The 13,027-nt window shown below is 59.8% G+C and carries 10 protein-coding genes; all 10 read right to left on the bottom strand.

Annotated elements, in window-relative coordinates; genetic code table 11:
* Positions 1 to 52 precede the first annotated feature (52 nt).
* Entirely contained in the window at positions 53 to 898 is an 846-nt protein-coding gene (gene kdsA / locus CE491_RS26755) for a 3-deoxy-8-phosphooctulonate synthase (protein ID WP_110951327.1), read from the bottom strand.
* A 15-nt stretch (positions 899 to 913) separates the two neighbouring features.
* On the bottom strand, positions 914 to 2,545 hold the full coding sequence (locus CE491_RS26760; RefSeq protein WP_110951328.1) for a CTP synthase: 1,632 nt from the start codon (positions 2,543 to 2,545) through the stop codon (positions 914 to 916).
* A gap of 271 nt (positions 2,546 to 2,816) precedes the next feature.
* Positions 2,817 to 4,154, bottom strand: a complete 1,338-nt coding sequence (gene tilS, locus CE491_RS26765) for a tRNA lysidine(34) synthetase TilS (protein ID WP_110951329.1) — start codon at positions 4,152 to 4,154, stop codon at positions 2,817 to 2,819.
* Positions 4,155 to 4,198: 44 nt separating this feature from the next.
* Positions 4,199 to 5,146: an acetyl-CoA carboxylase carboxyl transferase subunit alpha gene (accA, locus tag CE491_RS26770; protein ID WP_110951330.1), complete on the bottom strand. Its 948-nt coding sequence runs from the start codon at positions 5,144 to 5,146 to the stop codon at positions 4,199 to 4,201.
* A gap of 113 nt (positions 5,147 to 5,259) precedes the next feature.
* Positions 5,260 to 8,781, bottom strand: coding sequence for a DNA polymerase III subunit alpha (gene dnaE, locus CE491_RS26775; RefSeq protein ID WP_110951331.1), 3,522 nt, complete (start codon positions 8,779 to 8,781; stop codon positions 5,260 to 5,262).
* Positions 8,782 to 8,851: 70 nt separating this feature from the next.
* Entirely contained in the window at positions 8,852 to 9,493 is a 642-nt protein-coding gene (rnhB, locus tag CE491_RS26780; RefSeq protein ID WP_110951332.1) for a ribonuclease HII, read from the bottom strand.
* An 11-nt stretch (positions 9,494 to 9,504) separates the two neighbouring features.
* Positions 9,505 to 10,641, bottom strand: coding sequence for a lipid-A-disaccharide synthase (gene lpxB, locus CE491_RS26785; protein WP_407681375.1), 1,137 nt, complete (start codon positions 10,639 to 10,641; stop codon positions 9,505 to 9,507).
* Between the two features lie 2 nt (positions 10,642 to 10,643).
* A complete protein-coding gene (gene lpxA / locus CE491_RS26790; protein WP_110951334.1) occupies positions 10,644 to 11,420 on the bottom strand; it encodes an acyl-ACP--UDP-N-acetylglucosamine O-acyltransferase in 777 nt (258 codons plus the stop codon).
* On the bottom strand, positions 11,417 to 11,857 hold the full coding sequence (gene fabZ, locus CE491_RS26795) for a 3-hydroxyacyl-ACP dehydratase FabZ (protein ID WP_074752726.1): 441 nt from the start codon (positions 11,855 to 11,857) through the stop codon (positions 11,417 to 11,419). The genes lpxA and fabZ overlap by 4 nt, the downstream gene beginning before the upstream one ends.
* 112 nt (positions 11,858 to 11,969) lie before the next feature.
* On the bottom strand, positions 11,970 to 13,025 hold the full coding sequence (lpxD, locus tag CE491_RS26800) for a UDP-3-O-(3-hydroxymyristoyl)glucosamine N-acyltransferase (RefSeq protein ID WP_110951335.1): 1,056 nt from the start codon (positions 13,023 to 13,025) through the stop codon (positions 11,970 to 11,972).
* Positions 13,026 to 13,027: the final 2 nt, after the last annotated feature.

Below are 13,027 nucleotides of genomic sequence, written 5' to 3' on the forward strand. Positions count from 1 at the left end.
GAAACAAACGAGCGGCACTGTACCGGAGGCTATCGTGCCGGAGAAGCGGGTTTTATGCCGTTTCTATCGTTGGGAAAGCCTTGACCAGATCATCGAGCGCCTTGAGCTGGGTAAGGAACGGCTCCAGCTTGTTCAGACGCAGCGCACACGGACCGTCGCATTTGGCGTTATCCGGATCCGGATGCGCCTCGAGAAACAGACCCGCCAGACCCTGGCTGATACCGGCCTTGGCCAGATCGGTTACCTGTGCACGACGACCACCAGCGGAGTCGGAGCGACCGCCGGGCATCTGCAGTGCGTGGGTCACGTCGAAGAACACCGGGTATTCAAAAGTTTTCATGATGCCGAAGCCGAGCATGTCCACCACGAGGTTGTTATAGCCGAAGCTCGAACCGCGTTCGCACAGGATCAGTTGATCGTTACCGGCTTCTTCACACTTGTTCAGAATGTGCTTCATTTCCTGAGGCGCGAGAAACTGGGCCTTCTTGATGTTGATCACCGCTCCGGTTTTCGCCATCGCCACCACCAGATCGGTCTGGCGCGAGAGGAAAGCCGGCAGTTGAATGATGTCGCAGACTTCAGCCACGGCGGCCGCCTGATGCGGCTCATGCACATCGGTGATCACCGGCACGCCAAAGGTGCTTTTGATCTCTTCGAAGATGCGCATGCCCGCTTCCAGGCCCGGACCGCGGTAGGAAGTAACCGAAGAGCGGTTGGCTTTATCGAAGCTGGCCTTGAACACGTACGCAATACCCAGTTTCTGGGTAACCCGCACGTATTCTTCGCAGACCTGCATGGCCATGTCTCGCGACTCCAGGACATTCATGCCGCCGAACAAGACCATTGGCTTGTCGTTGGCGATGTCGATAGAGCCGACGCGGATGATTTTCTGTGCCATGTAATGAATTCCCTGTCAGCCGTTCTTCTGGTGTTGAGCGAGTGCTGCCCTGACGAAGCCACTGAAGAGCGGGTGACCATCGCGAGGCGTTGAGGTGAACTCAGGGTGGAACTGGCAGGCCACGAACCAAGGATGGTCCTGCGATTCGACCACTTCCACCAGCGCGCCGTCACCGGAGCGACCGGAAACCTTGAGGCCAGCTTCGATCAGTTGCGGCAGCAGCTTGTTGTTCACTTCATAACGATGACGATGGCGTTCGACGATCACGTCGTTGGCGTAGCAGTCGTGCACGAGTGAGCCCGGCTCCAGTTGGCATTCCTGCGCGCCCAGACGCATGGTGCCACCCAGGTCGGAAGTTTCGGTACGGGTTTCGACAGCACCGGTGGCGTCTTCCCACTCGGTGATCAGGCCGACCACAGGGTGCGGACTGCTGCGATCGAACTCGGTGGAGTTGGCGTCTTTCCAGCCCAGCACGTTGCGTGCAAATTCGATGACCGCCACTTGCATGCCCAGGCAGATACCCAGGTAAGGCACCTTGTTTTCGCGAGCGAACTGAACGGCTGTGATCTTGCCTTCGACGCCGCGCAGACCGAAGCCGCCCGGAACCAGAATAGCGTCCACACCTTCGAGCAGGCCGGTGCCTTGATTCTCGATGTCTTCGGAGTCGATGTAACGCAGGTTGACCTTGGTGCGGTTGGTGATGCCGGCGTGACTCATCGCTTCGATCAGCGACTTGTAGGCGTCCAGCAGCTCCATGTATTTGCCCACCATGGCGATGGTGACTTCGTGCTCCGGGTTGAGCTTGGCATCGACGACCTTTTCCCACTCGGACAGGTCGGCGCCTGCGCACTGGAGACCAAAGCGCTCAACGACGAAATCATCCAGGCCCTGAGAATGCAGGATGCCCGGGATCTTGTAGATGGTATCGGCGTCTTCCAGCGCGATGACCGCACGCTCTTCAACGTTGGTGAACTGAGCGATCTTGCGGCGCGACGATACGTCGATCGCGTGGTCGGAACGACAGATCAGCACGTCAGGTTGCAGACCGATGGAGCGCAGTTCCTTGACCGAGTGCTGAGTGGGTTTGGTCTTGGTTTCGCCAGCAGTAGCGATGTACGGGACCAGAGTCAGGTGCATCAGCATCGCGCGCTTGGCGCCGACTTCGAAACGCAGCTGGCGGATGGCTTCCAGGAACGGTTGGGACTCGATGTCACCCACGGTGCCGCCAATTTCGACCAGGGCCACGTCGGCATCGCCGGCACCCTTGATAATGCGACGCTTGATTTCGTCGGTGATGTGCGGAATCACCTGAATGGTCGCGCCCAGATAATCACCACGGCGCTCTTTGCGCAGGACGTGTTCGTACACACGGCCAGTGGTGAAGTTGTTGTTCTGGGTCATGGTGGTGCGAATGAAACGCTCGTAGTGACCCAGGTCCAGATCGGTCTCGGCGCCGTCGTGAGTGACGAACACTTCACCGTGCTGGAACGGGCTCATGGTGCCCGGGTCGACGTTGATGTAGGGGTCCAGCTTGAGCATGGTGACCTTAAGTCCCCTCGCCTCCAGGATGGCCGCCAATGAAGCCGAGGCAATGCCTTTCCCCAATGAAGAAACAACACCGCCCGTGACGAAGATGTAGCGCGTCATGAAAAACCCTAGAAGTCTGCGTTAAAGCGGTCAGAGCCGCCGGGGAAAGCGAAGGAAGGCCGAAGCCCCCGATGACCTGCGTATCTCACAGTGCGTTTCCGAATATGCCGCGCCAGAAAAGGCGACCGACCGAAAGAAGGTCTGTCCATTGCTCGCCACATTTTGAGAATCGCCCAGTAAAGACTGGCTGGTAATCGGCAACTTGCATCGTTCCGAAAGGATCGACATAAGCTGTATCAAGAAGGGAGCGTAGTCTACCGGAAACGGCCTCTCATCTCAAACTGTGGTCATTCGTCGGTGGCTGCCAGTGCAATCGCCAGTCGCCATGGGGGTCGGCGTCCAGTCCGGGCAGGTTAGCGACCGCCAGCAGTTGCTCGCCGCGGTACAACAGCGGCAATCGGCCGCGCAAAAACACCGGCACGCCCTTTTCATTGAGCAGACGCTTGAGATCCCGCCGCCCACGGTCAGGCACATCCAGCACTTCCCCGCCCTGTCGATAATGGACATGCAGCCCGCCGCGCGGAATATCTCCCAGAATCTGCAACATGCCATTGCCAGGCAAATGCAGCGGCTGTGAGGCCGTGGACCAATGCTGCGAGCCGGCGACATCCTTCAGCCAGATGCCGGACAGCCACCAGATCCGCCCTTCGGCGCGATGCAGTTGGCCATCGGCAAGCCGCCATATCGGGCGACCGTCAGGCCCGGCATCTCGCAATGAATCCCAACCGGCCCAGTGGTCACTGTCCGGCAAACGCGTCAGTGGCCCGAGCCAATGGCGTAGGGCATTGCGTTGCCGAGCGGCAGACAACACCTCAAGAGGCGCCAGTTCCAGTGAGGGCAGGTCAAGCCAAGGCCAGGGACAAGGTGTATCGGCGAGCGAGAGATCCTGCAGCGCCAGTTCATCCAGCAAGCCCTGAGCTTCGGCCAGATGCGCGGCGCTGCGGGTCATACTGGCAACTGCTTGCGGCCAGCGAGCGGTCAACATCGGCAGCACATGGTTGCGCAGGTAATTGCGCGAAAAACGGCTGTCCTTGTTGCTTGGGTCTTCAATCCAGCTCAGCCCCTCCTCTGTCGCATAGCGCTCGAGCAGCGCCCGCGGTTCGTCGAGCAAGGGCCTGAACAGCTGCCCTTTGCCCAGCTCGCGCTGCGACGGCATCGCTGCCAGCCCGCGCACCCCGGCTCCGCGCAGCAGACGGAACATCAGGGTTTCGGCCTGATCGTCGCGGTGCTGAGCGGTGAGCAGCACTTCGTCCGCCTGCAGGACTTCATTGAACGCGGCGTAACGCGCATCCCGGGCGGCCTGCTCAAGACTCGCTCCGGGGCGCACGTGAACGTCAATGACCTGCAATGGCACGCCCAGGATCTGACAGACCTGACGACAATGTCCCGGCCACGACGCAGCAACGGCTTGCAAGCCGTGATGGATATGGATAGCGGTCAGAGGAGGAAGACGCTGGTGCCGGGAAAGCTCGGCCAGCAGATGCAGCAGAACGGTGGAGTCGAGCCCACCCGAGAAGGCAATGCGCCAACCGACTGCGCCGCGCCAAGGGTCGAGGCGCGACAGCAGTCGTTGGGTCAATTCTTTCTTGAAATGGTCCGGCCTGGTCATGCGCAAAGACCCTAAATGTGCCGGACCTCTAAAAAAGACTCCGGTTAAATGCCGTAGCTCATCAAGCGGTCATAGCGACGCGCCAGCAGTTCGTCATGGCTGAACTTCTTGAGCATGGCCAGTTGGCTGCTCAGTGATTCACGTATCGAGGCCGACGCCGCAGCCGGATCACGGTGCGCGCCACCCAGCGGCTCATCGATGACCTGGTCGACGATGCCCAGCCCCTTGAGGCGTTCGGCGGTGATGCCCATCGCTTCAGCAGCGTCCGGCGCCTTCTCTGCGGTCTTCCATAGAATCGATGCGCAGCCTTCCGGCGAAATGACCGCGTAAGTGGAATATTGCAGCATGTTCAGTTGATCGCAGACGCCGATGGCCAGCGCGCCCCCCGAACCGCCTTCGCCGATTACGGTGGCGATGATCGGGGTCTTCAGACGTGCCATGACCCGCAGGTTCCAGGCGATCGCCTCGCTCTGGTTGCGCTCTTCAGCGTCGATGCCGGGGTAAGCGCCTGGCGTATCAATGAAGGTTAGGATCGGCATTTTGAAACGCTCGGCCATTTCCATCAGACGGCACGCCTTGCGGTAGCCCTCGGGACGCGGCATGCCGAAGTTGCGACGTACTTTTTCGCGCACTTCACGGCCCTTCTGGTGACCGATCACCATCACTGGCTGTTCGTCCAGACGCGCGATGCCGCCAACGATTGCAGCGTCATCGGAGAAGTGGCGGTCGCCATGCAGCTCGTCGAACTCGGTAAAGATGTGTTCGATGTAGTCCAGTGTGTACGGACGACGCGGATGACGCGCCATGCGCGCGATCTGCCAACTGGTCAGGTTGCCGAAAATGCTTTCGGTGAGCGTATTGCTCTTCTCTTGCAGTCGAGAGATTTCATCGCCGATGTTCAGCGAGTTGTCATTGCCAACCAGACGCAGCTCTTCAATTTTGGCTTGCAGGTCAGCAATCGGCTGTTCGAAATCCAGAAAATTCGGGTTCATAGGCATCCGTCTTGGGTCGACGGCCAAGAGGCCGGCCGGTTGATCCGTAAGCGCCATACCTTAATGGAGCAGGCGCCTTGCGGTCGAGTTTAAATAATTCGTAAGGTCAGCTTTCAGCGATACTGCAGGAAGACGTTCTCTCGTCCGAACTGGTCACGCAGCGCCTGAATCAGGCTGTCCGCGGGATCGATCCGCCACGCTTCGCCGAACTGCAACAACGCGCGGGCCTCCTGCCCGGTGTAATCGAGTGTGATCGGGCACGCTCCCCGGTGCTTCCTGCACAAGTCTCCCAGCCAGCGTAAACGATCGCCCTTGAGCGCCTCGCTACGTACCGTCAGGCGTAAACTTTCGGCCAGCCCCGTGCGCGCCTCCTCCAGACTCATGACCCGCTTGGCACGCAAACGCAGGCCACCGGAGAAGTCATCGGAGCTGACCTCGCCCTCCACGACCACCATCGCGTCGGTCTGCAGCAGCGACTGAGCGGCCTGGAACGAGTCAGCGAACAACGACGCCTCAATTCGGCCAGAGCGGTCATCGAGGGTGATGAAACCCATCTTGTCGCCCTTCTTGTTCTTCATTACCCGCAGCGCGATGATCAGGCCGGCAACGGTCTGGGTGTCGCGGGCCGGTTTCAGATCGACGATGCGTTGACGGGCGAATCGACGAATCTCACCTTCGTATTCATCGATCGGATGACCGGTCAGGTACAGGCCCAGGGTCTCCTTCTCGCCACGCAGACGTTCCTTGAGAGTGACCTCTTTGGCTCCGCGATGGTTCGCGTAAACATCCGCATCGGCTTCGACGAACAGCCCGCCGAACAGGTCGGCGTGACCGCTGTCATGGCTGCGCGCCGTTTGCTCGGCGGCCTGAATCGCTCCTTCCAGAGTGGCCAGCAACACGCCGCGATTGCGGTCGATGTTGGCCTGATACTGTTTGGGCTCATCGAAGAAGAACGGACCGAGACGATCCAGCGCGCCGCTGCGAATCAGGCCATCAAGGGTTCGTTTGTTGACGCGCTTGAGGTCGATGCGCGCGCAGAAGTCGAACAGATCCTTGAACGGACCCGCCTGACGCGCTTCGGTAATCGCTTCGACCGGGCCTTCACCCACGCCCTTGATCGCGCCAAGGCCGTACACGATGCGACCGTCGTCGTTCACGGTGAACTTGAATTCAGAGTTGTTCACGTCCGGTGCGTCGAGGCGCAGCTTCATGGTCCGCACTTCTTCGATCAAGGTCACGACCTTGTCGGTGTTGTGCATGTCCGCTGACAAAACCGCCGCCATGAACGGCGCCGGGTAGTGCTTCTTCAGCCAGGCGGTTTGGTACGACACCAGCCCGTATGCGGCGGAGTGGGATTTGTTGAAGCCGTAACCTGCGAATTTCTCTACCAGGTCGAAAATGTTACCCGCCAGATCCGGGTCGATATTGTTGGTCTTGCAACCTTCGATGAAACCACCGCGTTGCTTGGCCATCTCCTCGGGCTTTTTCTTACCCATGGCTCGACGCAGCATGTCTGCGCCACCGAGGGTGTAACCGGCCATCACCTGAGCAATCTGCATCACCTGTTCCTGATACAGGATGATGCCGTAGGTCGGCGCCAGGACCGGCTTGAGGCCCTCGTACTGGTAATCGACGTGCGGATACGACAGCTCGGCGCGACCGTGCTTGCGGTTGATGAAGTCGTCCACCATGCCCGATTGCAGCGGGCCGGGACGGAACAGCGCCACCAGTGCGATCAAGTCTTCCAGGCAGTCGGGCTTGAGCTTCTTGATCAGCTCCTTCATGCCCCGCGACTCAAGCTGGAACACCGCCGTGGTTTCGGCCTTCTGCAGCAGGTCGTAGGTCGGGGCGTCATCCAGCGGAATAAACGCGATATCCAGCGGTTCCTCGCCCACCTTGGCGCGGTCGCGATTGATGGTCTTCATCGCCCAATCGATGATGGTCAGCGTCCGCAGGCCGAGGAAGTCGAACTTCACCAGGCCCGCCGCTTCGACGTCATCCTTGTCGAACTGGGTGACCAGACCGCTGCCTTCCTCATCGCAATAAATAGCGGCGAAGTCGGTAAGCTTGGTTGGCGCGATGACCACACCACCGGCGTGCTTGCCAACGTTACGCACAACGCCCTCGAGCTTGCGGGCCATCTCCCAGATTTCCGCGCCTTCCTCGTCAGTCTTGAGGAAGTCACGCAGGATCTCTTCCTGCTCGTAGGCCTTTTCCAGGGTCATGCCGACTTCGAACGGGATCATCTTCGACAGACGATCAGCCAGGCCGTAGGACTTGCCCTGCACCCGCGCAACGTCACGCACCACCGCCTTGGCCGCCATCGAACCGAAGGTGATGATCTGGCTCACCGCGTTGCGGCCGTATTTCTCGGCCACGTAATCGATCACGCGATCGCGGCCATCCATGCAGAAGTCGACGTCGAAGTCGGGCATGGAAACCCGCTCGGGGTTAAGGAAACGTTCGAACAGCAGGTCATATTGCAGCGGATCAAGGTCGGTGATCTTCTGCACATAGGCCACCAGGGAGCCGGCACCCGACCCACGGCCGGGGCCCACAGGCACACCGTTGTTCTTGGCCCACTGGATGAAGTCCATCACGATCAGGAAGTAACCGGGGAACCCCATCTGGATGATGATATCCAGCTCGAAATTCAGCCGATCAACATAAACCTGACGCTTGGCCTCGTAGTCGGGCGTGGTCTCTTTCGGCCACAGCACCGCCAGGCGTTCTTCCAGACCTTCGAAGGACACCTTGCGGAAATACTCGTCGATGGTCAGGCCATCGGGAATCGGAAAGTTGGGCAAAAAGTGCGTGCCCAGTTTGACTTCAATGTTGCAACGCTTGGCGATCTCGACGGTGTTGGCCAGCGCGTCGGGCAGGTCGCTGAACAGCTCGGCCATTTCCTCGGCGCTTTTCAGGTACTGCTGATCGCTGTAGTTGTGCGAGCGTCGAGGGTCGTCCAGCGCCCGGCCTTCGCCGATGCAGACGCGGGTTTCGTGAGCTTCGAAGTCTTCCTGCTTGATGAAGCGCACATCGTTAGTCGCCACCAGCGGCGCGCCGTGACGCTCGGCCAGGGCAACGGCGGCGTGCAGATGCTCTTCGTCATTGATGCGACTGGTGCGCTGGACCTCGACATAGAAACGGTCCGGGAACACCGACATCCACTCCTTGAGCAGCTCATCGGCCTCAGCCGGATTGCCACCCAACAAGGCCATGCCGATTTCGCCTTCCTTGGCCGCCGACAGAGCGATCAGCCCTTCACTGGCCTCGGCCACCCATTCGCGGTCGATGATCACCAGCCCATTGCGTTGACCGTCCATGAAGCCGCGGGAGATCAGTTCGGTGAGGTTCAGATAGCCTTTGGGATTCATCACCAACAGGCTCATGCGACTCAGCGGCGCATCGCGATCGCGACCTGCCAGCCAGATATCAGCACCGCAGATCGGTTTGATACCGGCGCCCATGGCGGTCTTATAGAATTTGACCAGCGAACACAGGTTGTTCTGGTCGGTCACCGCTACCGCAGGCATGTTCAAGCCGGTCAGCGCCTTGACCAGCGGTTTGACCCGGACCAGACCGTCAACCAGGGAGTATTCGGTGTGCAGGCGTAGATGAACGAAAGAAGCCGGCATGTTGATCCTATAGCGCACAGAAAACGAAGGCCGGATTGTACCGGCCTCTGAGCAAAACATCAGCCCGCGTTCAGTTGAACGGCAATGGTGTAAACCCGGTGGAGATCATCATCTCGCGAGCCTCATGGGCGGCGCGCACCGGTGCGAAGGAGCGTCGGTGAATCGGCGTCGGCCCCAGGCGCGCCAGTGCTTCCAGATGAACCGGCGTCGGATAGCCCTTGTGGCCCCCGATGCCATATCCCGGATAGACCAGCTCCAGCGCGCCCATTTCCCGATCACGGGCAACCTTGGCGAGAATCGACGCTGCGGCGATGGCCGGCACTTGAGCGTCACCCTGAATCACCGGAGCGCTGGGCACCGACAGCTGTGGGCAACGGTTGCCGTCGATCAACGCCAGCCTGGGCGTGATCAGCAAGCCTTCGACTGCGCGCTTCATCGCCAGCATCGTGGCGTGCAGAATGTTCAATTCGTCGATTTCGTGCACTTCAGCCCGCGCGATGTGCCAGCAGAGGGCCTTTTCGCAGATCTCGTCGAACAGCTTTTCGCGCTTGGCTTCGGTGAGTTTTTTTGAGTCGTTCAAACCCAGAATGGGGCGCTTGGGATCGAGGATCACCGCAGCGGTCACCACGGCGCCACACAGCGGGCCACGGCCCACTTCGTCGACACCAGCGACCAGATCTTCGACCAGATTGAAATCCAGACCCATTTGCATTGTTTACGCGCTCATCGTGAAGGCGACGGGCCAATCAGGCTCAATACCGCATCGGCGGCCTGATTGGACGCATCGCGACGTAAGGTACGGTGAATTTCGTCGAACCCGACGGTCTGCTCCGCGCCATTGTCGATCAATGGCAGCAGGGTTTGCGCCAGGGCGTCGGCAGTCGCCGCGTCTTGCAAAAGCTCCGGAACCAGCAAACGCTGGGCCAACAGGTTCGGCAGCGACACGTACGGGCTTTTCACCATTCGCTTGAGTATCCAGTAGGTCAGCGGTGCCAGACGATAGGCAACCACCATTGGTCGTTTGTACAGCAGTGCCTCCAGCGTCGCGGTGCCCGAAGCGATCAGGACCGCATCACAGGCCGCAAGCGCGACCTGGGAGCGACCGTCGAGCAAGGTCAGCGGCAGATCGCGGCCTTGTAGCAGTTGTTCGATCTGCGCACGACGCTGGGGACTGGCGCATGGCAGGACGAAACGCAGGTTCGGACGCTGCGCCAGTAAACGTTCTGCGGTGTCGAAGAACAACGCGCCAAGACGGCCAACTTCACCGCCACGGCTGCCGGGCATCAGGGCCACCACGGGGCCATCACCCAGGCCCAGTTCAGCGCGGGCAGTCTGACGATCGGTTTCAAGCGCAATGGTGTCAGCCAGCGGATGCCCGACGAAGCGCACCGGCACGCCTTTCTCTTCGTAGAATCGCGCTTCGAAGGGCAGCAGGGTCAGCATCAGATCGCAGCCTTCGCGAATTTTCAGCACTCGCTTCTGCCGCCACGCCCATACGGACGGACTGACGTAATGCACAGTCTTGATCCCGGCCTGACGCAGCTTGAGTTCGATGTTGAGGGTGAAGTCCGGGGCGTCGATGCCGATGAAAACATCCGGCTTTTCATCGATCAGGGTCTGGATCAGCAGCTTGCGGCGTGCCACCAACTCCTTCAGACGTCCCAGCACTTCCACCAGCCCCATGACCGAAAGGCGCTCCATGGGAAAGTAGGACGTCATGCCTTCGGCTTCCATGAGCGGGCCGCCAACACCAATGAATTGTGCATCAGGACGTCGGGCCTTGATGGCGCGCATCAGACCCGATCCGAGGATGTCGCCGGAAGCCTCGCCAGCGACCAGCGCAATACGCAGGACACTCATGATTAACGCGTGATGCCGCGGGTCGAGTTCTGGATGGACTCAAGGAACAACGCGACTTCCGAAAACTGCGCAGCGGGTTCGGCGAGTTCGACTACCGCCTGCTCCACGGTCAGGCCCTGACGATACACCGTCTTGTAAGCTCGACGCAAAGCGTGAATCGCATCATCGGAGAAGCCACGACGGCGCATGCCTTCGAAGTTCATGCTGCGCGCTTGCGCCGGATTGCCGAATACGGTGACGAACGCCGGAACGTCCTTGCCTATCGCCGTGCCCATGCCGGAAAAGCTGTGAGCGCCGATGTGACAATACTGGTGCACCAGCGTGAAGCCGGACAGGATCGCCCAGTCAGCTACATGGACATGGCCGGCCAACGCTGTGTTGTTGACCAGGATGCAGTGATTGCCGATGACGCTGTCATGCCCGATATGGGCATAGGCCATGATCAGGTTGTGATCACCGATCGTGGTTTCGGCGCGGTCCTGAATGGTGCCACGGTGAATCGTGACGCCTTCGCGGATGACGTTGTGATCACCGATGACCAGACGTGTCGCCTCGCCCTTGTACTTGAGGTCAGGCGTGTCCTCACCTACCGAGGAAAACTGGTAGATGTGGTTGTGTTTGCCGATTCTGGTCGGGCCGCGCAGGATCACATGGGGACCGATCACCGTACCCTCGCCAATTTCCACACCGGGTCCGACGATCGACCATGGGCCGACCTCCACATTGTCGGCCAGAACGGCCGTCGGATCGATGATTGCGCGAGGGTCAATCAAACTCATAGTTTACGTTCCGCACATATGATTTCTGCGGAGCATACCGGCTTGCCGTCTACCGAAGCCTGGCACTCGAACTTCCAGATCTGACGCTTGCAGCTCAGGAACTTCGCTTCAAGGATCAGTTGGTCGCCCGGCAGCACTGGCTGGCGGAAACGCAGCTTGTCGGAGCCCACGAAGTAATACAGGGTGCCGTCAGCAGGCTTCACGTCAAGCATTTTAAAACCGAGGATGCCCGCAGCCTGCGCCATCGCTTCGATGATCAGAACGCCCGGCATGATTGGATGCTGGGGAAAATGACCATTGAAGAAGGGTTCATTGATGCTGACATTCTTATAGGCACGAATGCTTTTATTCTCAACATCCAGCTCCACCACACGATCCACCAGAAGGAACGGATAACGGTGGGGCAGATATTCGCGAATTTCGTTGATGTCCATCATTTCGAGAGCAAGCCTGTAGTAAAGATTGGGAGTGCGCGACAAATGCGCAGCACTCCTCTAGCAAATCAAGGAGGCAGTTTATCGGCTGTGCACACTTGATAAGAAAAAGGTATCAGCCATCAGATGACGCTTTACCGCCTGAGGTCACTGCCTCGACAATCTTTTCTAGCTGTTGCAGCCGCCGCGACATATCGTCGAGCTGGCGAATACGTGCTGCGCTTTTGCGCCATTCTGCAGCCGGCTGCATCGCGGTCCCGGAAGAATAGGAACCAGGCTCGGTAATCGAACGGGTCACCATGGTCATGCCGGTAATGAACACGCCGTCGCAGATTTCGATATGCCCGACCAGCCCGACACCGCCGGCGAGCATACAGTGTTTGCCGATCTTCGCGCTGCCGGAAATGCCGACACACGCCGCCATCGCTGTGTGATCGCCAACCTGGACGTTGTGCGCGATCTGAATCTGGTTATCCAGCTTCACGCCATTACCGATGCGTGTGTCGTCCATGGCGCCGCGGTCGATGGCCGTGTTCACGCCGATCTCCACGTCATCGCCGATGGTCACGCCTCCGATCTGCGCGATCTTCTGCCAGACGCCCTTTTCGTTGGCGAAGCCGAAGCCCTCGCCACCGAGCACCGCGCCAGACTGAATCACCACACGCTGACCGATGCGCACATCGTGATACAGCGTCACGCGAGGCGCGAGCCAGCCGCCTTCGCCAATGACACTGCGGGCACCGATATAGCAGTGAGCACCGAGGGTGACTCCTGCCGCGATCCGCGCACCGCTCTCGATGATCACATAGGGTCCGATGCTGGAATTCGGATCGACCACAGCGTCTTCGGCCACGATTGCGGTCGGATGAATACCGGCAGCAGCCTTGGGCTTGGGATCGAACAGATGGGAAATACGCGCGTACGCCAGGTAAGGATCGGCGATCAGCAGTGCATCCCCCGCGTAGCCTTCGGCATCTGCGGGCTTGAGGAGCACGGCGGCGGCCTGGGTCGTGGCGAGGAATTTTCGATACTGGGGATTGGCCAGAAAGCTGACCTGACCGGGGCCCGCCTCCTGTAAGGTGGCCAGTCCGGATATTTCCTTGTCCGCCGGGCCACGCAGCGTGGCCCCGAGGAACTCGGCCAGATGGCCGAGTGTGATGGGCGCGGTCATGA

Source organism: Pseudomonas bohemica (assembly GCF_002934685.1).
In the GTDB taxonomy this organism is placed as follows: Bacteria; Pseudomonadota; Gammaproteobacteria; order Pseudomonadales; family Pseudomonadaceae; genus Aquipseudomonas; species Aquipseudomonas bohemica.